The organism is Micromonospora sp. NPDC005206, from assembly GCF_040608175.1.
Lineage (GTDB): Bacteria > Actinomycetota > Actinomycetes > Mycobacteriales > Micromonosporaceae > Micromonospora.
This window is the reverse complement of the sequence record NZ_JBEXHU010000004.1, coordinates 208,439-228,598: the sequence shown is the minus strand read 5'-3', so window position 1 is coordinate 228,598 and position 20,160 is coordinate 208,439. Positions and strand designations below refer to the sequence as shown.

The window sequence follows — 20,160 nt, the reverse complement described above, 5'->3', positions numbered from 1 at the left end:
GGGTGGCCGCCGGGCCCTCGCGTCGGTCAGGTCAGGAGACGGTGACCGCGGTGTCGTCGACCACGAAGGACGTCTGCAGCGAGGAGTCCTCGGTGCCGGTGAACTTCAGGCTGACGGTCTGACCGGCGTACGAGGCCAGCGAGAAGGAGCGCTGGGTGTAGCCGGCGGCCTTGTTCAGGTTGGAGTAGGTCGCCAACGTGGCCAGCACGGTTCCACCGGAGTTCAGCACCTGCACGCGCAACGTGTCGTACGCGACGCTGCTGGTGGTCTCGGCCGAGTCGATGTGCAGCCAGAAGCTGAGCGTGTAAGACGAGCAGCCGGACGGCAGGCTCACCGACTGGGCGAGCGTGTCGGTGTGGCTGCTGCCGTACCCGTCCAGCCACGCCTTGTACGAGCCGGTGCGGGCGGGCTGGCCGCTGGAGGTGGTGATCACGCCGGAGGTGGCCGTCCAGCCGGTCCCGCCGGACTCGAAGCCCGGGTTGGCCAGCTTCTGGCCCGGCGCGGTGCAGCCGCCGCCGGTGCCGTTCACGGTCAGCGAGTACGTCGCGCTCCGGGTGACCGAGCCCGCGCCGTTCACGGTGACCGAGTAGGTGCCGGGCGGGGTGCCCGCCGAGGTGCTGATGGTGAGGGTGGACGAGCCGCCCGAGGTCACCGAGGAGGGGCTGAACGCGGCGCTCGCCCCGCTCGGCAGGCCGGACGCGGAGAACGTCACGGTCTGCGCCGAGCCGCTGGTGGTCGCGGTGGCGACCGTGGTGGAGGCCGAGCCGCCCGGGTTCACCGAGCCGGCGGTCGGCGAGAGCGACACGGAGAAGTCGTTGCCGGTCGAGCAGGGCGCGTCGTTGCCGGCCACGTTCACCGCGGTCCAGGCGGCCTGCACGGCCTTGTACTCGGCGGAGCAACTGCCGTACAGGTCGGTGGCCGCCCGCAGGCTGTAGGCCCGGGCGGTGTTCGCCGGGTTGCTGGTGCTGACGTACGCCGTGTTGGAGGTGAAGTAGACGTCCAACGCCCGGAACCAGATCTTCTCCGCCTTCGCCCGGCCGATGCCGGTCACCGCGGGGGCGGAGCCGCACACCGGCGAGGTGCCGTACGCGGTGGCGCCGGTGCCCTCGGCGAGGTTGAAGTAGAAGTGGTTGGCGACCCCGGAGGAGTAGTGCACGTCCTTGTTTTTCGTGCTGGTGGACCAGCAGCTGTCGGACGAGCCGTCCAGCGACGGGTTGTACATGTAGCGCAGCGGCGTGCCGTTGCCGTTGATGTTGATCTTTTCGCCGACCTGGTAGTCGCCGGGGTCGGCGGACGTGTTGGCGTAGAACTCGACCATGTTGCCGAAGATGTCGCTGGTGGCCTCGTTGAGGCCTCCGGACTCACCGGAGTAGGTCAGGCCGCCGGGGACCACGTTCTCGGTCACGCCGTGGCTCATCTCGTGGGCGGCCACGTCGAGCGAGACCAGCGGGCGGGAGTTGCCCGAGCCGTCGCCGTAGGTCATCCGGGAGCCGTCCCAGAAGGCGTTGACGTAGTTGTTGCCGTAGTGCACCCGGCTCGGCACGCCGGTGCCGTTGCCGAAGATGCCGTTACGGGCGTGCACGTTCTTGTAGTAGTCGAACGTCTTCGCGGCGCCGAAGTGGGCGTCCACACCGGCGGACTGCCGGTTGGAGTTGGCCCCGGTGCCCCAGGTGTTGTCCGCGTCGGTGAAGGTGGTGCAGCTCGACGTGCCGTTGTTCATGTCGCAGGTCGAGCCGTTGCCGTGCGACGGGTCGATCATCTGGTACGTGCTGCCGGAGAGCGTCGTGTCGATGGTGACCGTGCCCGAGTAGAGGCTGTTGCCGGTGCCGGCCACCGCCTCGATCTCGTCGTACGACCCGATGGCCCCGCCGGAGGTGGCGTCGGTGATCACGTGCAGCCGCGACGGGGTCTGCCCGTCGGGCTGCCAGCCGCTCACCACCGTCTCCCAGGCCAGCCTGCCCCGACCGGAGCTGGCGTCGACGAACAGCTCCGGAATGCCGACGGCTTCGGCCTTGCCGGTGAACCCGGCACGGGCCGCCTTCTTCGCCGCCGCAGCGGTGACCTTGGCCGTGGTGCCGATGGTCAGCGGCGCGGCCAGGCCGACCGAGCTGCCGGCGTAGCTGCCGTTCGGCGCGGCGTGGATGACGAAGTCACCACCGTAGACGCGCAGCCCCTGATAGCTCCGGGTGTAGCGGGTGTGCGTGGCACCGGTGGCGTCGACCTTGGTGCTGTGCACCTGGTAGGACTCGGCGCTCGAACCCTGGACTGCACCGGGGTTCGTCCGAAGGACGGTCGCTGCCGGGGCCGGGGTGGAGGCGTCCGGAGCGGGGGCGGTGGGCGGAGCCGCATGCGCCGCGGTGGCGACGCAGGTCAGCAGGCCGCTGGTGAGCAGCGCTGCGCTGACGGCGGCGAGGGGTCGTTTCACGTGCCCTCCTGAAAGGAGAAAGATTGTGACGGGGGTAGTCACACATGTAGATATAACGATGTGTTGAGGAAAAGAGAAGGCCTGGACCGCTCCCAGACATCGACAGTGACCGTTCGGATGAGGGTGGCGACGAGGGAACCGTCGGCCGCAGCCGTACGTCCGAGCGGCATGAGACCCGCCTCGACGACCGGCGTCACCGCCGCGCTACTGGTCGCCCTCCTGGCCGGATGCACCAGCGCTGACCGAGCCGGCACCGCACCGGACCAGGCCACCGCCACCGTCGGCCCGGGACCGACCGGCCCGGCCACCGGCACCCCGCCGCCGACCGCCGTCCCCACCACTCCGGGCGTCCCCGTACCGACCGGCCCCGAGGCCACCGGCAGCGCGGCCACCCGCGTGATGCTGTTCCGCTCCGGCGGCTTCGCCGGGCGCGGCGACGCCGTGACAGTGGAATCCGACGGCAGATGGACACTGGTGGACCGGGCCGGCGGACGGCGTACCGGCCGGCTCGACCCCGCCGACCTCGGCCGGCTGCGCGGGCTCGCCGCCGACCCCCGGCTGGCCGCCGAGGCCCGCCGCCCGACCACACCCACCGGCTGTGCGGACGCGTTCACCTACCGGCTGACCGTCGGCGCCGTCGAGACCGGCTACGTCGACTGCCCCGCCGATCCCACCCCGCCCCCGGCCACCCGGGCGCTGGTCGAGCTGCTCCTGCGGGCCACCAGCTGATCGCCCGACCGGGCTCCGGCGACTCAGACCAGGTAGTCCGGCGGCAGACCCGTGCCGCGCAGCTCCGCCGGCAGGTGCGCCACATCGTTGAAGGCGACCAGGTTCGGCGGTGCGGCCGTCCCGTACCGGATGACGGTCAGCCCCGCGTTGTGGTGGTTCAAGCCCACCCACCGCCGCCCCGGTGCGTCCAGGGCGTGCCGGACCAGCCAGGCGATCAGAAAGCTGTGCGTCACGACCAGCTCACGGACCGGCTCGGCGCCGCCCGCGCCCTCGGCGTCACCGGCGACCGGGCCGGTCCACCGCCGTACCGCCGCCGCCGTCACCCGCGGCCCGTCGACCCGCTCGGCCGCCGAGAACTGGCCCAGGAACCTGGCGTACGCGGGCGGCAGGTCGGCGGCGTCCGTGTCGTGCGGGAGGTGGTCGCCGGCCAGCTCGCTCGCGTACACCGGAACCCCGGGCAGCGACGCGGCGACCAGCTCGGCGGTCTCCGCGGCCCGACGCAGCGGCCCGTGGTGCACGGCGGCGAACGACCGGCCCCGCAGCCGCTCGCCGAGCAGCCTGGCCTGCCGCCGGCCGCGCTCCGACAGGCCGGCCTCCGGCGACTCGGTCGCCGCGTCCTCCTGCTCCGCGTGCCGGGCGATGTACAGCAGCCGGGTGATCATGTCCCACACCTCAGCACACCGGGAGGCGCGGGATCTACCCCGCGCCTCCCGGTATGCCGCCAAACGTTTCAGTCCACCCGGCCGGAGGCCGCCCGCGCGAACGTGACCGACACCCAGAGCCAGCCGGCCGTCACCGCCAGGCCGAAGGCCACCATCACGGCCGGAGCCGGCCGGACGATCAGCGTCACCCAGGACACCGCGAAGAACGCGCCGGTCGCCAGGCTGTAACCCGCCCTGCCCCGCGCCCCGTGCCGCGCCGCCCGCCGGCCGACCACCACCGTCGCCACGATCAGCGACACGAAGGAGACCGCCGCCACCAGGAAGTGCAGGCCGCCGTGCCAGCTGATCTGGCCGGCGCCCCGGGGCGTGCCGGCGGGAAACCCGTCGGCCGGGTCGGCACTGAAGATCCCCGCGCCCATCAGACCCAGCCCGTACAGGGCGAGCAGCCGGGACGGCCACACCGAACCGGCGCCGGTGGAGCGCCGGAGCGCCCCGGCGGCCGCCACGCACAGCACCCCGGTGGCCAGGAACGTGGCGATCTGGACCCAGCCCAGCTCACCGGTGCTCAACACGCTGACCGGGTGCCGCCGGAAATCGAAGCCGTCCCGGGCGAGCGCCTGGAGCAGCGCCGAGCCGGCGAAGATCGGGCCGGCGACGACACCACCGACCAGCAACGCACGGTCCCGGCCGGCGGTGGCCGGTCGGACCCCGGAGAGCGGAACCGCCTGGCTCATCGGTCTGCCCCTCAGGCCCGGGGGAACATCTGGCCGATGCGGATCCGGTTGCCGAACGGATCCCGGACGCCGAAGTCGATCCCGTACGGGCGCTCGGTCGGCTCGTCGGTGATCTCGACCCCCTTGGCCACCAGTTCCTCGTACGTCTTGTGGGCGTCGTCCGTGGTCATGAAGAGCGAGCCACCCAGTGCACCCTTGGTGAGCAGCTCCCGGACCTGCGCGGCGGTGGCCGGGTCCATCGCCGGCGGGCCCGGCTTCTCCAGCAGAACCTCGCGCTCCGGGTCGCCGGGCAGGTTGACCGTCAGCCAGCGCATGAAGCCGAGGTCCTGGTCGGTGTTGAGCTCCATGCCGAGCTTGTTCACGTAGAAGTCGAGCGCCTCGTCCTGGTCGAGGACGTAGATCTGGGAGCGGCTGATCGCGTTCATCGTCATGGGAACCACGCTAGACGCAGTGCCTGACCTGGTGCTTATCCAAAACTGCTGGGTCGGGTCCAAGCCTTGGCGAAGCAGGACGGCACGTTCACCGGCGCCGAGCGGCGGCGGAACTCCGAGGGCGACGCCCCGACGATCTGCCGGAACGTCCGGCTGAACGTGCCCAGGCTGCCGAAGCCGACGGCGTAACAGATGTCGGTCACGTCGCGATCGGTCTCCACCAGCAGCGCCATCGCCCGCTCGACCCGCCGACGTTGCAGGTAGCGGTGCGGGGTCTCACCGAAGGTGGCCCGGAAGGTCCGGATGAAGTGCGCCTCGGAGACGTGCGCGATCCGGGCCAGCGCGGGGATGTCCAGCGGCTGGGCGTACGCCCGGTCCATCGCGTCCCGGGCACGCAGCATCGCCCGGTTCGACTCCTCCACCGCGCGACTCATCGGCTCGCGTGCACCCCTTGGCTGGACGACATCGTCGCGGGTCGGCCGCCCACGCTCGTGCTGCCGCCCAGCATACGGCGGGTGCCGACGGTTACCGCTCGCGCGCGGTCGGGCAAAGCGACATAATGCGATACTTTGACATGCTTTACGCCGCACTCCTCGGCCGCACTTGCAGAGTGTCGGTTCTGGGCGATACGTATCAGCCGCCAGCTGCCCTACCCTGATGCGGGGACGAGCATTTGCGAACTCTCAAGAAAGCAGGGCATGAGGGGGCGACACCCAGGGACGCGAGCGAGTCACGCCCATCCGGAGAGGGAGTAGTTTGGCCAGGTCAGCCCACTTTGAGTGGCGGTCAGGGCAAGGCGGGATCCGTTCACGATGAACGTCAAGGCCGACTGTCCATTCTGCGAAATCGTTCTGCGCGAGACCCCGGACACCCGAGAGGTCTATCGCGACGAGCGCGTGGTTGCCTTCTTTCCACTGGAGCCGGCGACTTTGGGCCACACCCTCGTGGTGCCGCGTGATCACATCCCCGACATCTGGTCACTGGACGAAGAAGCCGCCGCCCACCTGGCGCGCATCACGTTGAAGCTCTCGCATGCGGTGAAGTGCGCGACCGAGCCGGAAGGATTGAACATAATCCAGTCGAACGGCGCGGTTGCCACCCAGACCGTGCCCCACTTGCACATCCATGTGGTCCCCCGCTGGTCCGGCGACCAAATGGGACGCATTTGGCCCTCAGAAACCAGTTACTCGGAGACGCAGAAGGATGACGTCTGGGAGCGACTCCGAGACGAGTGCCGGAAGGTTGGTGGGGAGTGATGCAACCGGTTGACGTGATAGCCGTCGATCCCGACGATCGGCGGAAGCACCTGGACTACATCCAGGCGGTCGTGACGCGTATGTCCTCAGCATCTTCGACGGCCAAGGGTTGGCTGCTCCCGGTGGTGACCGCAACGTACGGGTACGCATTGACCCGGAACGCAGACCTCGTTGCCGCGCTAGGAATCGCAGCCGCACTCCTGTTCGGTTTCCTCGACGCGAATTACCTGCGGCAGGAGAAGGCATACCGGCGACTCTATGACGCGGTAGCGCGTGGGACGCGAAACGTCCCCCTATTCTCACTCGACCCTTCTGACGCCGACGATCCGGTTCCTGCCGCGGCTACCCGCGGACAACGAATCCGATTGCGCCTCAGACGCTGGTTTCCCAACGCCACTGTGTGGCTCTCATGGTCAGTTGCTCCATTTTACGGAGCCCTCGTCGCCATCGGTTGCTCGATAGCTTTGTTCGCGTGATGGCGGTTCAACCTGCCCGCTTGCCCGACATCTCGGCGAGTTGCGCGCACTCCACCTCACGGCCGGCGCGGCTGCGCCGATCCCTCTGACCCCTACTAGCAAGCCCCCGGCCGACAGCTGACGTCCATCCCGACCTTCACTGGGTGTCGGGCTCACTTCGACCAGGCGACGTAAAGGTCGCGGCCGGCTCACGGCGACGCTCGCCGTGAGAAGCCGATGGAATATTGGAGCCCCCGGCCGGGATCGAACCGGCGACATCTCGCTTACAAGAACTCTGCGCTTCGTCCGGCGCGATCCGTGCACGTCTTTGACGTCGGGCGTTGGTCCGCAGCTTTCCGGCCTCGCCCCCACCCGTCTGGCCCTGTTGCTGTCATCGTTGCTGTCGACAGCATCAGGGCCACCGCCGCTTAGCGCTGGTCGACGGTCGACGCTTGCTGCCCGAGAAACTCGCGGAGGAGCCGGCAGAGGTTCGAGATGGCCCGCTTGTGGTCGGTATCGCTGACAAGGCGGTCCTCGGTGGCATCCTCACCGAAGGTCTCCGCTAGCACCAGAGACCAGAAGGCAAGGCTGCTGCCACGGTGGCGCACCGAGGCATTGTCCCTGATCACGACCTCTTCGGTGCGAAAGAACGACCGGGCGGCGAGGAGCTGCGCAAGCCGCAAGGCTGAGCTGCCCCAACGGTCCGTCAACGTCCATGGGCGTCCGGCCTCGGTCGTACCCGTCGTCACCCACTTGGTCACCCAACCGGTGTCACTGTCCCCTACCGGGTGGGGCTACGACGGCCTTCGCCGGGAGCGGTCGACTCGGGTGCTGGCTTGCAGTCATTCGAGCACTTCACGTATGTCCGGCCAATGCCTCCCAGGACAACGGTGGACTCGCTCAGTTGGGCATAGAGGGATGTAATGCGGCTCTCCGGGACAGTCCGAGGACCGACGGAGAGTGCGGTGATCCGTAGATTGATGACGGACATCGCCCCGCTCTTGTCGCGCTCAAGCTGCCAGGTACCGGAGCCATCCAGGCGGTCTCGCGACTGGTCGAAGGGTGACGGTCGATACTTCTCCAGGTCACCCGAATAGAGCCTCTCAGCGATGTCTGACGCCTCGAAACTGCCGTCGGCCGCGAAGTGCAGGAGTGCACCACTCGCTTCATGCTGCCAAGATCCAACGACGTCGGCCGGCGTCATCGACGCCGCGGGCGCGTAGGTGCGGCATGACTCCCCGAAGCAGCCGGTGAGCATCGCGAGCAGAAGGATCGCGAGTACAAGCTTGCGCATGCCTGTCATCGTGAGCGCGATCGATCATCAGGCACAAATCACGTGCGCCGTCGTTGGGCAACGGCGCTTGCTGATTGCCTCTGGACCTGCGTGAAGGTCACCTTGACGGCTCGTTGGAACGCCGCGATGGGTCGACGCGCGATGAGGCCGTGGTGGGGATGCGGCGCGAGCATCACGGGCAGGCCCCGCCTTGGCAACGCCGGCCCGAGGGGTCGCAGAGGCTGCGGGGTCAAGGGCGGCCCGCAGGGCCGTCGCGCAGCGATGCGAAGCGCCCTTGAGGCCGGAGGGGCGGCCCCGCATCCTCCGCGCCGCATCCCCACCACGGCCGGCGGTGACCCGTCCAACGGCGCTCCGGCACGACGGCCGCCGCGCCCCGGCCGGCTGCCGGCCCACCAACTCTCGCCCCCAACGCCCTGTCGTTCTGCGGCGGCCCTCCGGGCTTTCCCGCTTCCGCGCCAGCCGCTGGGCGTGTTGCGTGGCCGGAGCGGAGCGGCAGCGGAGTGCAGGCCGCGCGCCCTGGCGACGGCGCGTGCGGCCCGTTCAGGGCCGCCTTGCAGACGCACAGAAACTTTGAACCACTTCGCCGGCAGCCGGCTGTCCTGTCTCGGGACCTGCGTGACAGATCGGTCTCGGGACCTGCGTGACGCTCTGCGGAGCCTGGGATCCGCGACGCATCTCAGCTCCATCCACTAGGCGTTGGGCCGAGTAGCGCGGCGGTGTCGGCGGCGGGGCAAACGCCCCCATCAGCTCTCCGTAGGCTTCGGGCATGCTCCGGACTTCTCCAAGCGGTGGCAGGGCGTGGCTGGTGAGACTCAGCCGAGCAGGCTGCTTGTGATGGCCACTCCGCCACCGCCTTGCACGGATCCGGAGCAGACAGGACCGCAAGGGGCACCACCGCTGCCCGCGGAGTTGCCGCCACGCTCACCGTCGGCCAAACGTGGGCGGATCTCCGCCGGTATCGGCATCGCCCTCGCCGGCCACCTGCCCGCAAGCGGCCTATGGCTTCTCTCGTTCTACACGTTTGTCTACAACGCAAGCCCGGACTCGCTGTTCATGGTGGACTGCCTGGTAATACTCCTTCAGCTGGCCTTGTTCGCCTGCTGCGCCGTGACGGGCAGTGTGATGGTCATACGCGGCGATCGCGGCCTTGGACTGGGCCTGCTCATCGGTTGGGTGACCGGCATCATCGTGCTCGTGGCGGGCACCGCCCTAATCGCCTTCTCCGCGCCGGCTACCTGATCGTCTAGCCGCATCTGTCACGAAGGTCCCGAGACTAATCCGTCACAGAGGTCCTGAGACTCGACATCGCCGGCAGCCGGCCGGACTCACCTCGGGGGCTGTGTAGCTGCGTCGCCGGTCTGCTCGCGCCACTGGCCGCCGTCGGCCTGGACGAGACGCTTCACCATCTGCCGGGCCTCGTCCTCGGTGTCGAACTCCCACCGCAGCACCTTGCCCGTCTCTGAGTCGCCGGACCTGGCGACGACGTGCCACCGGACCTCGCGGGCGAGCCACACGTCACGCCGGGTCAATCGCCCCCAAGTCCCGTTCCACCAGCGCTCCACCAGCTCCTTCACAAGAAGATCGTACAAACGTTCTAATGCATCGCGCTGGTCACCGCCCGATACGCACCTGCTCCGACCGGATCCACTGATACATCCGGTAGTCGCGGTGGAACTCAAGGAGCCCTAGATGCTGAAGAGTCACCACGACCGGCTTCGCCTCCACTCGTGCCAGCGCTGCCGCGACGGGTTCCGCGGCTTGCGCTGTGTTGGAGTAGGCAAGGCTCACATGAGGGCGGTAGCCCTGGACGTGCTCGGGTGCCAGCTCGACGTTGCCGGTGCCCAGGACGCGGCTGATGACATCTCTTACCGCGTGACGTACCGCCGCGATGGGTGTTGGCGGGTTCGCAGGCAGGTAGACAGCCTCCGGTCTGACGACAGGGCGGTGGAAGGTGACGACCGGTGCGGGTAGCTCTGCAAGCTCTTCCCTGATCCCGTAGGTCAACCGGGCGACCTGCTCATCGTCCAGGTCGTCCACGAATCCGATCCCCTGCATGGTCAGGTGAAGCCACGTTGAGGGGATGAGGTCGAGCCCGGGAAACGGTCGTAGTGCCATCTGGTAGCGCTGCACCAGCTCCCCGAGCTTGGCGTACTCGCCCATCGTGAAGTGGCAGGCGTAGAAGTGCCGGCCCGCACGCCAGCCTGGCCGCCACCACCAGTGGTCCTTCATCTTGTCGACGTGCTCGATCGGAGGGGGCATCTTCTTCCCTGCCTAGAGGTCTGAGAGGCCCTCTGCGTCCTCGGGTTGTTGCGTCACGTCGTAGTCGTCGCGGGCCGCACTCGCCGAGGTGTGGGAGGACCATGACCTTGTCTTTCCCTCGAAGCGGGGCACCCCCATAGAGCCCACCAACCTCAGCCGCTCGTTCGCCCGGCTCCGCGAGGCCGCCGGACTGCCTGGTGTCCGCCTGCACGATCTCCGGCACGCCGATGTAAAGATCACCCTCAAGGTCTACGCTCACGCCAACCTCGATGCGATGCGTCAGGCGCTTTGCAAGCTCGACGGGAAGCTCTCGTGAATCGCGTTGCTGTCAGCGTTGCTGTCAACCGGCCGACCCATGGCAGTGCCCGTCGGGAAATGCCTGGTGGAATTGGAGCCCCCGGCCGGGATCGAACCGGCGACATCTCGCTTACAAGGCGAGTGCTCTGGCCAGCTGAGCTACAGGGGCGCGTGCGTCGAAGTCAGCATAGCGAGTGACGTCTGGATATCCCGCTCGCGAGGGCTCCCGAGCACGGGAAACGTCAACAACCCGACGCCAATACGGCCTCCCACGGACGCGCCATGCGTCGATTGATGCATGACCGTGCCCGACTGACCGTATTGCGTAGGCCGTGCGCCACTTCCGGTGCGCCCCCGCCTTGGCAGCGCGGGGAAACCCGTTTACGGTGCAGTGACACGGACGACAGGCCGGCCGCCACGCGATCGGCCCGCCGTCCGTTGACCGGCACGGACATGTGCCGGTCGCTCCTTCACTCGGATCGTCCGGCACGTTCCTGCCGGTGAAAGGAAGCGCTTCACCATGGCTACGGTCACCTATTCCAAGGCGTCCCGAATCTACCCGGGCACCGAGCGTCCCGCCGTCAACGAGCTGGACCTCGAGATCGGCGACGGCGAGTTCCTCGTCCTGGTCGGCCCCTCCGGTTGTGGCAAGTCCACCAGCCTGCGCATGCTCGCCGGGCTGGAGGACGTCGACGCCGGCTCGATCTACATCGACCAGCGTGACGTGACCCACCTGCCCCCCAAGGCCCGCGACATCGCGATGGTCTTCCAGAACTACGCCCTCTACCCGCACATGACGGTGTACGAGAACATGGCGTTCGCCCTCAAGCTGCGCAAGACCTCCAAGTCGGAGATCGACCGGCGGGTGAAGGAGGCGGCCGGGCTGCTCCAGCTGGAGGAGTACCTCGGCCGCAAGCCGAAGGCGCTCTCCGGTGGTCAGCGTCAGCGCGTCGCGATGGGCCGGGCGATCGTCCGCGAGCCGCAGGTCTTCCTCATGGACGAGCCGCTGTCGAACCTCGACGCCAAGCTGCGCGTGCAGACCCGTACCCAGATCGCGTCGCTGCAGGCCAAGCTGGGCGTCACCACGGTCTACGTCACGCACGACCAGGTCGAGGCCATGACCATGGGCCACCGGGTCGCGGTGCTCTTGGATGGCGTCCTCCAGCAGGTGGACACCCCGCGGGCGCTCTACGACACCCCGGCCAACGTCTTCGTCGCCGGTTTCATGGGCTCCCCCGCCATGAACATCAAGACCGTGCCGCTGAACGAGCAGGGCGCCGAGTTCGCCGAGCTGCAGATCCCGCTGACGCGCGAGCAGGTCGAGGCGGCCCGCGCCGAGGGCGGCGACGGCAAGGTGACGGTGGGCTTCCGCCCGGAGGACTGCGACCTGGTCAGCCCGACCGAGGGTGGCATGCCGGTCGTGGTCGAACTCGTCGAGGACCTCGGCTCGGACGCCAACATCTACGGTCACGCCGCGCTGGGTGGCAACTCGGAGCGCTTCGTCGTCCGCACCGACCGACGCAGCATGCCGAACATGGGTGACACCGTGTTCGTCAAGCCGCGCACCGGCCGCAGCCACGTCTTCCACGCCACCACCGGCAGCCGGATCTGACGTAACGCCGTACCGACAGGGGCGGTCCGCTTCGGCGGGCCGCCCCTGTGGCATCTCCGGACCCGGTCGATCCCGCCGCCGGACACGATGAGGCCCCGTCCCCCGGAGTATGCGGGGAACGGGGCCTCGATGACGCTCGTCTACTGCTCGGCGGCGCGTCGGCGGGCGACCTCGGCCAGGGTGACCGCGGCGGCCACGCTGGCGTTGAGCGACTCGACCTCGGAGATCATCGGGATGCTGACGGTCAGGTCGCAGGTCTCCCCGACCAGCCGGGAAAGCCCGCGCCCCTCGGAGCCGACCACGACCACCAGCGGGCCGACGGCGGCCTCCAGGTCGTAGAGCTCGGTGTCACCGTCGGCGTCCAGACCGATGACAATGAAGCCGGCGTCGCGGCACGCCTTCAGCGATCGGGTCAGGTTGGTGACCTGCGCCACCGGCACCCGCGCGGCCGCGCCGGCACTGGTCCGCCAGGCGGTCGCCGTGATCCCGGCGGCACGACGCTCGGGTACGAAGACACCCTGCGCGCCGAACGCGGCGGCCGAGCGGATCACCGCGCCCAGGTTGCGCGGGTCGGTGACACCGTCCAGCGCGACCAGCAGCGGGGCCTGCTGCTCCAGGGCCGCGGCCACCATGTCCTCGAACGGCTGGTACGCGAACGGCGGCACCTGCAACCCGACGCCCTGGTGCAGCACCCCGCCGGTCATCCGGTCCAGCTCGGCCCGGCTGATCTCCAGGTTGGCGATGCCCCGGTCGGCGGCGGTCCGGATGATCTCGTTGATCCGGTCGTCCACGTCGATGCCCTGGGCGGTGTAGAGCGCCGTCGCCGGCACCTGGGCGCGCAGCGCCTCCAGCACCGGGTTGCGCCCGACCAGCAGCTCCGGAGTGTCCCTGGCCGGGTTGGACTTGCGCCCCGGCGTGACCCGCGGGCCGGACCGACCTGCGGGCTTGCCGCCCCGGCCGCCGGTGCCGCCCCGGTTGACCGGAACGCCCCGGCCACCGCCCTTGCCCCAGGTGGTGTCCTTGCTGCCGGGCTGGCCGATCTTCGGGGCACGCCCCTCCTCGGCCGCCGCCCGGCGCTCCTTGTCCTGCTTCCAGGCGGTGCGCTGGGGCAGCTTCTCGGTGCCCGAGTAGCCCTTGTGCCACGGCCGCTCGTCGGCGGGCAGGGTGCGCCCCCGCCCGGCCAGCGAATCCTTGTTCTTGCCGCCGGTGCCCTTGGGGGCGCCCGCCTTCGGCGTCAGTCGCCGGCCACGGCGCTGCGAGTTGCCGGCCATCAGTCCTGCTCTCCAATAGTCCAACGGGGGCCCTGGGGTGTGTCCTCGACCACCACGCCGGCCAGCTTGAGCTGGTCGCGTACCGCGTCGGCGGCAGTCCAGTCCTTGCGGCCCCGGGCCTGTGCGCGCTGCTCCAGGGCCAGCGCGATCAGGGAGTCCACCACGGCACGCAGATCATCCGAGCGGCCGCCACCGGTCCAGGCCAGGTCGAGGGGGTCGATCCCGAGGATATCCAGCATCGCCCGTACTGCGGCCAGGGTGGTGCGGACGGTCACATCGTCGCCGGTGCTCAGCGCGGTGTTTCCGTCCCGGATCTGCTGTTGCAGCACGGCGAGCGCGGCGGAGGTGTTGAGGTCGTCGTCCATTGCCGCGACGAAGCCGCTCGGCAGCTCGCCGAACTGCCCGGCGCCGACCCGCTCGGCGGCCCGCTGCACGAAACCCTCGATCCGGCGGTACGCGGTGGCCGCGTCGCGCAGCGCGTCCTCCGAGTAGTCGATCATCGAGCGGTAGTGCGCTGCGGCGTAGTAGTAGCGCAGCTCGACGGGCCGCACCCCGAGCGAGTCCACGTACGCCAGGCCCAGCGCGTTGCCGGCGGACTTGCCCATCTTGGCTCCGCCGATGCTGAGCAGCCCGTGGTGCACCCAGTGGCGGGCGAACGGCAGCCCGGCCGCCTGGGACTGGGCGATCTCGTTCTCGTGGTGCGGGAAGGTGAGGTCGAGCCCGCCGCCGTGGATGTCGAACTCCGGGCCCAGGTAGCGCCAGCACATCGCCGAGCACTCGATGTGCCAGCCCGGGCGGCCCAGCCCCCACGGCGAGGGCCAGTAGGCGTCCGCCGGCTCGTCGGGCTTGGCGCCCTTCCAGAGCGCGAAGTCGCGCGGGTCGCGCTTGCCCCGGTCCGGCGCGTCACCGGCCGACTGCATCGCGTCCGGCGACTGACCCGACAGCGACCCGTACGCCGGCCAGGAGGCCACGTCGAAGTAGACGTCGCCGGAGCCGTCGGTGGCCGGGTAGGCGTGCCCGTCGGCGATCAACTTGGTGATCAGCTCGTGCATCTCGGGGATGTGCCCGGTGGCGCGGGGCTCGTAGGTGGGCGCCAACACGTTCAACGCCCGGTACGACTCGGCGAGGATCAGCTCGTTGGCGTACGCGATGGACCAGAACGGCCGGCCCTGCTCCCCCGCCTTGACCAGGATCTTGTCGTCGATGTCGGTCACGTTGCGGATGAACGTGACCTGGTAGCCGGCGGTCAGCAACCAGCGGCGCAGCACGTCGTAGTTGACGCCAGAGCGAAGGTGACCGATGTGTGGCGGGGCCTGGAGAGTGAGACCACACAGGTAGACCCCCACCTTGCCGGCTTCCCGCGGGACGAAGTCCCGCACCGATCGGGTGGCGGTGTCATACAGGCGTAGCGTCACCGTACAAGGGTAGCCGTCCACGCCTGTCCGGGTCCGCCGGTGCCGGGTCGTACGCTGCCAGGCGTGGATGCGACCGCACGCCCCGGTGAGCCGCCGGCCAGCCCCAGCGCCCCCGCCGGCCGAGCCGACGCGGTTGTCGGGCGGGCCGGCGAGACGGCACAGACCCTGGACCGCGGGTTACGGCTGCTGCACCTGGTCGCCGAAGCGCCGGCCGGGCTGACCGTCACCGAGGTGGCGAACCAGCTCGGCATCGGGCGAGCGGCCGTCTACCGGCTGGTCGGCCCGTTGACCGGGCACGGAATGCTGCGCCGCGACGCCGACGGCCGCCTCCGCCTCGGCGCGGGAGTGCTGCACCTGGCCCGGCGCGCCCAGCCGCTGCTGGCCGAGGGAGCGCTGCCCGCCCTGCGCCGGCTCGCCGAGCATGCCGGCGCCACGGCACACCTGACCGTGGTCGAGGGTGGCGAAGGCGTCGCCCTGGCCGTGGTCGAGCCGAGCTGGACGTCGTTCCACGTCGCGTACCGGACCGGGGCGCGGCATCCGCTGGACCTGGGGGCGGCGGGCCGGGCCATCCTGGCCGGGCGTGCCGGGGCGGCGGGACCGGTGAGCAGCAGCGGCGAGTTGCAGTCCGGCGCGTACGGGGTGGCCGCGCCGGTGCTCGGCGTACCCGGACTGGAGGCGAGTGTCGGCGTGGTCGCGCTCGCCCCGCTGGACGTCGAGACGGTCGGCACCCAGGTCCTTGCCGCCGCCACGGCCGTCGCCACCGCCCTCCGCTGACACGCTGCGGCTTGGTCGACTCGGGTTCCCGGACATCGTGGTGTCCGGGTGGCCGCGACAGCCCGACTTCCAGGAACGCGAGTCGATCACCACCTGTGCCATAGCAAGATCGGCCGGTCGATCCGCGGTTGTCCACAGGGACCGGTCGGACGTCCGGTCGGGGTTGTCCACAGGGGTTTCGGCGGCCACTCGGCGGTCGGCACGCTGCCTGGCATGCCGCCACGTCCGCACCGACCCGAGACTCTGACCTGGCAGGTCTTCCGCGGCTCCGACGCGATCCGGGATGGCCTGCTCACCGAGCACCAACTGCGCAGCGCCGCCTGGGTGCGACTGCGCCACGACGTCTACGCCGACGCGCGGCTCGACCGGGACCACACCCTGGCCTGTCGCGCTGCCCTCCTCCGGCTACCACCCGGGGTGGCGGTCGGAGGCCCGTCGGCCGCATACCTGCACGGCGTCGAACACGCCGCCGCCTTCACCGACGACGTTCACGTCCTCGTGCCCAGACCGCTGCGGATCGGCGCACAGCGCGGCCTGCGCGTGCACGCCAATGCCATCACCCCGCCCCTCGACGTCCGCCCGCGAGAGGAGGCCGCGACCCCTGCGCAGACAGGACGTCCGCGGGAATCAGGACGCCTACCATCGGCCGGGCTTTCACCAGCGGCAGGGCTTTCACCGGCGGGAGCAGGACTGTCACCACGCCCGACACGGCAACCGCCCCGGCAGCGTGCGGCGGCGGCCAGGCCGGGCAGCACGGTGGCGGTCAGACCGGGCGACGAACGGGGGGCGGCCGCCGCGCTGGGACCGGTCTGGGACCCGGGCGGCGCGATCCCCCGTTCCGACCCCGGGCGAGCTGCCTGGGAGACCGCCGTCTGGCTCGATCCGATCCGCGCGGTCGCCATCGTCGACGCGCTGCTCGGGCTAGGGCTGACCAATCGCGACACGCTGGCCGACGTGGCCGCTCGCAACGCGAACCTGCCCGGTGGGCGACGGGCACGGTGGCTCTTCGATCTGGCTGATGGCGGGGCAGAATCTCCGCCGGAGTCGCACCTGCGCGTCCGGCTGGCGCTTGGTGGGCTGCCGCGACCGGTCGTCCAGCATCCGGTACCCCTGCCCAACGGCGTCGTCCTGCATCCCGACCTGGCCTGGCCGGAGTACCGGGTAGCCGTCGAGTACGACGGGCAGTGGCACGCCGACGCTGACCAGCTGCACCGCGATCGCCGCCGGCTGAACCTGCTCGTCGGCGCCGGGTGGCTGGTGCTGCACGTGACCAGCCGACGCCTGCACGCCGAGTTCCCGGCGGTGCTCCGCGAGGTGCGCGGCGCGCTGACCGATCGGGGATGGCGCAGGTGACGCCCCTACCCGGACCAGGGCGAGGGGCGGTACGGGCGTGGCGGCCGCCGCGACCCGAGGCGACAAGGTCCACTCGGGTTCCTGGAAATCGTGCGGTCCGCCCGCCGATGACACCCCGCCTTCAAGGAACTCGAGTCGATCAAGAGGTGCCGCCGCGCACCGCGCCAGCCGGCGCCCTGCACCGCCGGGCCCGGGAACGCGACGGGGCCCGGTCGACCTGCGTCGACCGGGCCCCACCTGATCACGTTACGGTCGGGCGTTCGGCTTGAGCGGGGTCTTCACCGCCGCGTAGGCGTCGACGATCCCGTACCCGTAGAAGCCGTTGAAGTTGACCCCGCCGGCGCAGTAGGCGTCGAAGGTCTCGTCCCGGCCCTCATTGCGGTACTGCTGCAGCCGCGGCTCCGGGCAGGCGTGCTCGGCCGCCGTCCGGTAGAGGTGCTGCTCGACCAGGTCCGGCGACATGCCGAAGCCACCCCGGCGCTCCGGCTTGCCGTACCGGCTGACGATCAGCGCGGCGACGCCGGCGGCGTGCGGGGACGCCATCGAGGTGCCCTGGAGGTAGGTGTAGTAGCCACACTCACCGTTGGCCTTGCACTGCTTGAAGACCGACTGCTCGAAGCCGGCGACGATGTTGCCGGCGGCGTCGACCGAGCCCTCCTCCTGGAGCACGTGCTTCGGGTACGACGAGAGGATCATGTTGGCGTCCGTGCGGAACGTGTCGGTGCCGAATCCGTCCCGGAACCAACCGCCCGGCGCGGCGACCGAGATCTGCTCGGTGCCGTAGTTGGAGAAGTCCGACTTCTTGCCGGACGGGCCGATCGACGACACGCCGATCACGTGCGGGCCCTCGGTGGGCAGGTCCCAGCAGCTCTCGTTGTCGATCGGGCGCGGGTACGGGTCGGCGCCGTAGTCCGGGCTGGTGACGTCGGTGCGCGGGGCGCCGAGGTCCTCGTTGTTGTTGCCGAGCGCCCCGACCAGGGTGACGCCCTTGTTGTGGGCGAAGACCAGCGCCCGCTTCATCGCCTTGATGATGGCCCGCTGCTCGGCCTGGTCCTCCGGCGAGTCGGCGGGGTTGGCGGTGCAGTTGTAGAGCCACGGGTCGACGTAGAACGACATGTTGACCACGTCGATCCCGGACCGGCCGGCGTAGACCAGGGCGTTGACCACCGGGTCGAGGAAGAAGTAGCCGGAGTCCTGGCCACCCTTCAGTTCGACCAGCGAGACGTTCGGGGCGACGCCGGAGAGGCCGAAGCCGTTCGCCGCGGCGCCGATGGTGCCGGCCACGTGGGTGCCGTGCCCGCCGTCGTCGGTGCCGACCGGGTCGAGGCAGCTCGGCACCTCGCAGGCGCCGTCCACGTCGGTCATGTCCGGCGCGAAGTTGCGCGACAGCGCCCAGTTGAAGTTCGGCGCGATGTCCGGGTTGCTGGCGTCGACGCCGGTGTCCAGCACGCCGACGGTCACCCGACGGTCACCTGGCTCGATCTTGCGCGCCTTGTCGGCCCGGATCATCTCCAGGCCCCAGAGCTTCTCGTCGAGCGGGTCCAGCCTGGCGCCCTTCTTGGCAGCGGCACCGGCGGCGGCCTTGGCGGCCATCAGCTGGTTTTCCTGCTCGACCCGATCCAGCTTCGGCTTACGGCCGATGGCCTTCTGCTCGGTGGCGCCGATCAGCGTCGGGGCGGCGGTCGCCCGTGCGGCGAAGTCCGCCCGGTCGCTGGTGACCTGGAACATGCCGACCTCGTCGGACCGGGACACCACCGTGCCGCCGGCCGCGCGGATCGCCGCGATCGCCGTGTCGGCGGCGACGCCGTCCTCGGCGACGACCGTGAAGGTGCCGGAGCTGGTCGGCGCGGCGCTGGCCGGTACACCCAACCCCGTCGCCGTAAGTGCCAGCACTGTCGCGGTCGCGACGGCACCGGCGGTGAAGCGCTTGCTCACCACATCGGATCCTCTCGTTGAGGGACGTGGCAGCCATCACACAACACCCGACGGATTTACGCCAGCTGAACGCCCGCTATGGCGGTGAATCTCTCCTTCATCCACCCGGGTCGACGCGTGCCCCACCCGGATCGACGCGCAATTCCGGCACATCGGGCGGCGTCAGTGGCCGGTCGGACGGCATGGCGGGCAGGTCAGACGGCACACCGGGCAGGTCGGCCAGCGCTGCCGGCGGGTCAGCCATCGTGGACACACCACCGTCAGCACGGTGCCCACTGTCTTAACGACCGTCGGCTACCAGCACCGGCTCGGGCGAGGCAGGCGGGGGTTCCGCTGCCGGCCCGCGCAGCTCGTCGAGCCGCACCAGGGCCACCCCGGCGACGATCAGCCCACCACCGAACAGCTGCCAGGCGGTGGGCAGTTCGTCCAGGAAGAGCCAGGCGATCAGCACCGCGAAGAGCACCTCGGTCAGCCCGACGAACGACGAGAGCCGGGGGCCGAGGATGCGGGTGCCGGCGATCCCGGCCAGGTACGCGATCACGGCGGCCACCAGGGAGAGCCCGGCGATGGGCAGCAGCCAGCTGGTGCGCTGTCCGGCGAAGGTGACCTCGCCGAAGGTGGCACGCAGCGGCAGCAGACCGGTCAGCCCGATGAGGAGCAGCACGGCGGCGCCGACGGCCATCCCGCCGCTGGCCATGGCGACCGAGGGCAGCCGGGAATCGACCCGACCGGCGAGCACGAAGTAGCCGGCGAGGCCGAACGCGGCGCCCAGCCCCCAGAGCACGCCCACCGGGTGGAAGTTGGCGGTGCCGGTGAGGTCCAGCACGAACGCCAACCCGGCCAGGGCGGCCACCGACCCGGCCACGGTGAGCCGGCGCGGCTGCTGCCCGTGCCGCAGCCACATCCACCCGACGACAAGGATGATGCCCAGGTACTCCAGCAGCAGCGCGACGCCGACCGGCAGGTAGCGCACGGCGTTGAAGAAGCAGACCTGGGCCAGCGCCACGCCGAGCAGGCCGAACATTCCGATCGCGGTGACGTTCCGCCGCAGCACGTCCCACCTGCCCCGCAGCGACAGCAGCGCCGGGATCGCCAGCACCAGGGCGGCCACGCCGACCCGGGCGATCACCGCTGACTCGGCCGACCAGCCGGCCTCGATGAGCGACCGCGCGAAGGTGCCCGAGGTGGCGAAGGTGACCGCGGACAGCAGCGCCAACGCGGCGCCGACGGCGGGTCGTGGCTGCATCCTGCGCTCCTC

General features: G+C 70.2%; 21 protein-coding genes and 1 tRNA gene. 7 read left to right on the top strand and 15 right to left on the bottom strand.

Annotation, left to right across the window (positions count from 1 at the left end):
* Window positions 1–31 precede the first annotated feature (31 nt).
* The gene (locus tag ABZU69_RS07185) at window positions 32–2,425 is read right to left on the bottom strand and encodes a M4 family metallopeptidase (protein ID WP_354963501.1); all 2,394 of its coding nucleotides are present in this window, start codon (window positions 2,423–2,425) and stop codon (window positions 32–34) included.
* 168 nt (window positions 2,426–2,593) lie between these two features.
* Here ABZU69_RS07185 and ABZU69_RS07180 point away from each other — a divergent pair, with 168 nt between their 5' ends.
* Window positions 2,594–3,154 carry a protealysin inhibitor emfourin gene (locus ABZU69_RS07180; protein WP_354963500.1) on the top strand — a complete coding sequence of 187 codons (561 nt, stop codon included), beginning with the start codon at window positions 2,594–2,596 and terminating at the stop codon, window positions 3,152–3,154.
* A 23-nt stretch (window positions 3,155–3,177) separates the two neighbouring features.
* Here the strand turns inward: ABZU69_RS07180 and ABZU69_RS07175 are convergent, their stop codons facing one another.
* From ABZU69_RS07175 to ABZU69_RS07160, 4 genes are all read right to left on the bottom strand, one after another.
* On the bottom strand, window positions 3,178–3,816 hold the full coding sequence (locus tag ABZU69_RS07175) for a histidine phosphatase family protein (protein WP_354963499.1): 639 nt from the start codon (window positions 3,814–3,816) through the stop codon (window positions 3,178–3,180).
* Between the two features lie 68 nt (window positions 3,817–3,884).
* Window positions 3,885–4,550, bottom strand: a complete 666-nt coding sequence (locus tag ABZU69_RS07170) for a DUF998 domain-containing protein (protein WP_354963498.1) — start codon at window positions 4,548–4,550, stop codon at window positions 3,885–3,887.
* Between the two features lie 11 nt (window positions 4,551–4,561).
* The gene (locus tag ABZU69_RS07165; RefSeq protein ID WP_354963497.1) at window positions 4,562–4,981 is read right to left on the bottom strand and encodes a VOC family protein; all 420 of its coding nucleotides are present in this window, start codon (window positions 4,979–4,981) and stop codon (window positions 4,562–4,564) included.
* 35 nt (window positions 4,982–5,016) lie between these two features.
* Entirely contained in the window at window positions 5,017–5,415 is a 399-nt protein-coding gene (locus ABZU69_RS07160; protein ID WP_354963496.1) for an AraC family transcriptional regulator, read from the bottom strand.
* A gap of 378 nt (window positions 5,416–5,793) precedes the next feature.
* Between ABZU69_RS07160 and ABZU69_RS07155 the strand changes: the two genes are divergently transcribed.
* Window positions 5,794–6,237, top strand: coding sequence for an HIT domain-containing protein (locus tag ABZU69_RS07155; protein WP_354963495.1), 444 nt, complete (start codon window positions 5,794–5,796; stop codon window positions 6,235–6,237).
* A gap of 883 nt (window positions 6,238–7,120) precedes the next feature.
* Here ABZU69_RS07155 and ABZU69_RS07150 read toward each other — a convergent pair.
* Both ABZU69_RS07150 and ABZU69_RS07145 read right to left on the bottom strand, forming a co-directional pair.
* Entirely contained in the window at window positions 7,121–7,453 is a 333-nt protein-coding gene (locus tag ABZU69_RS07150) for a hypothetical protein (RefSeq protein WP_354963494.1), read from the bottom strand.
* Window positions 7,454–7,473: 20 nt separating this feature from the next.
* The gene (locus ABZU69_RS07145) at window positions 7,474–7,986 is read right to left on the bottom strand and encodes a membrane lipoprotein lipid attachment site-containing protein (RefSeq protein ID WP_354963493.1); all 513 of its coding nucleotides are present in this window, start codon (window positions 7,984–7,986) and stop codon (window positions 7,474–7,476) included.
* 834 nt (window positions 7,987–8,820) lie between these two features.
* Between ABZU69_RS07145 and ABZU69_RS07140 the strand changes: the two genes are divergently transcribed.
* Window positions 8,821–9,225, top strand: a complete 405-nt coding sequence (locus ABZU69_RS07140; RefSeq protein WP_354963492.1) for a hypothetical protein — start codon at window positions 8,821–8,823, stop codon at window positions 9,223–9,225.
* An 86-nt stretch (window positions 9,226–9,311) separates the two neighbouring features.
* Here the strand turns inward: ABZU69_RS07140 and ABZU69_RS07135 are convergent, their stop codons facing one another.
* Window positions 9,312–9,560 carry a hypothetical protein gene (locus tag ABZU69_RS07135; protein WP_354963491.1) on the bottom strand — a complete coding sequence of 83 codons (249 nt, stop codon included), beginning with the start codon at window positions 9,558–9,560 and terminating at the stop codon, window positions 9,312–9,314.
* Between the two features lie 37 nt (window positions 9,561–9,597).
* Window positions 9,598–10,245: a 2'-5' RNA ligase family protein gene (locus tag ABZU69_RS07130; RefSeq protein WP_354963490.1), complete on the bottom strand. Its 648-nt coding sequence runs from the start codon at window positions 10,243–10,245 to the stop codon at window positions 9,598–9,600.
* Between the two features lie 88 nt (window positions 10,246–10,333).
* Between ABZU69_RS07130 and ABZU69_RS07125 the strand changes: the two genes are divergently transcribed.
* A complete protein-coding gene (locus ABZU69_RS07125; RefSeq protein ID WP_354963489.1) occupies window positions 10,334–10,561 on the top strand; it encodes a hypothetical protein in 228 nt (75 codons plus the stop codon).
* 73 nt (window positions 10,562–10,634) lie between these two features.
* Here the strand turns inward: ABZU69_RS07125 and ABZU69_RS07120 are convergent.
* Window positions 10,635–10,711, bottom strand: a tRNA-Thr gene (locus tag ABZU69_RS07120).
* Window positions 10,712–11,062: 351 nt separating this feature from the next.
* Here ABZU69_RS07120 and ugpC point away from each other — a divergent pair.
* Window positions 11,063–12,154: a sn-glycerol-3-phosphate ABC transporter ATP-binding protein UgpC gene (ugpC, locus tag ABZU69_RS07115; RefSeq protein ID WP_354963488.1), complete on the top strand. Its 1,092-nt coding sequence runs from the start codon at window positions 11,063–11,065 to the stop codon at window positions 12,152–12,154.
* 140 nt (window positions 12,155–12,294) lie between these two features.
* Here ugpC and rlmB read toward each other — a convergent pair whose 3' ends face one another.
* Both rlmB and cysS read right to left on the bottom strand, forming a co-directional pair.
* Complete coding sequence (rlmB, locus tag ABZU69_RS07110; RefSeq protein WP_354963487.1) at window positions 12,295–13,425, bottom strand: 23S rRNA (guanosine(2251)-2'-O)-methyltransferase RlmB; 1,131 nt, start codon at window positions 13,423–13,425, stop codon at window positions 12,295–12,297.
* Window positions 13,425–14,840 carry a cysteine--tRNA ligase gene (cysS, locus tag ABZU69_RS07105; RefSeq protein ID WP_354963486.1) on the bottom strand — a complete coding sequence of 472 codons (1,416 nt, stop codon included), beginning with the start codon at window positions 14,838–14,840 and terminating at the stop codon, window positions 13,425–13,427. Before cysS ends, rlmB begins: the two co-directional genes overlap by 1 nt.
* A 165-nt stretch (window positions 14,841–15,005) precedes the next feature.
* Here cysS and ABZU69_RS07100 point away from each other — a divergent pair, with 165 nt between their 5' ends.
* Together ABZU69_RS07100 and ABZU69_RS07095 are read left to right on the top strand one after the other, a co-directional pair.
* Window positions 15,006–15,614: a helix-turn-helix domain-containing protein gene (locus tag ABZU69_RS07100; protein WP_354963664.1), complete on the top strand. Its 609-nt coding sequence runs from the start codon at window positions 15,006–15,008 to the stop codon at window positions 15,612–15,614.
* Window positions 15,615–15,827: 213 nt separating this feature from the next.
* The gene (locus ABZU69_RS07095) at window positions 15,828–16,967 is read left to right on the top strand and encodes a hypothetical protein (protein ID WP_354963485.1); all 1,140 of its coding nucleotides are present in this window, start codon (window positions 15,828–15,830) and stop codon (window positions 16,965–16,967) included.
* Window positions 16,968–17,213: 246 nt separating this feature from the next.
* Here the strand turns inward: ABZU69_RS07095 and ABZU69_RS07090 are convergent, their stop codons facing one another.
* The 3 genes from ABZU69_RS07090 to ABZU69_RS07080 all read right to left on the bottom strand — a co-directional run bounded on the left by ABZU69_RS07090 (window position 17,214) and on the right by ABZU69_RS07080 (window position 20,148).
* The gene (locus ABZU69_RS07090; protein ID WP_354963484.1) at window positions 17,214–18,902 is read right to left on the bottom strand and encodes a S8 family serine peptidase; all 1,689 of its coding nucleotides are present in this window, start codon (window positions 18,900–18,902) and stop codon (window positions 17,214–17,216) included.
* 97 nt (window positions 18,903–18,999) lie between these two features.
* Window positions 19,000–19,146, bottom strand: a complete 147-nt coding sequence (locus ABZU69_RS07085; protein WP_354963483.1) for a hypothetical protein — start codon at window positions 19,144–19,146, stop codon at window positions 19,000–19,002.
* Window positions 19,147–19,182: 36 nt separating this feature from the next.
* The gene (locus tag ABZU69_RS07080) at window positions 19,183–20,148 is read right to left on the bottom strand and encodes a DMT family transporter (RefSeq protein WP_354963482.1); all 966 of its coding nucleotides are present in this window, start codon (window positions 20,146–20,148) and stop codon (window positions 19,183–19,185) included.
* Between the last annotated feature and the right edge of the window lie 12 nt (window positions 20,149–20,160).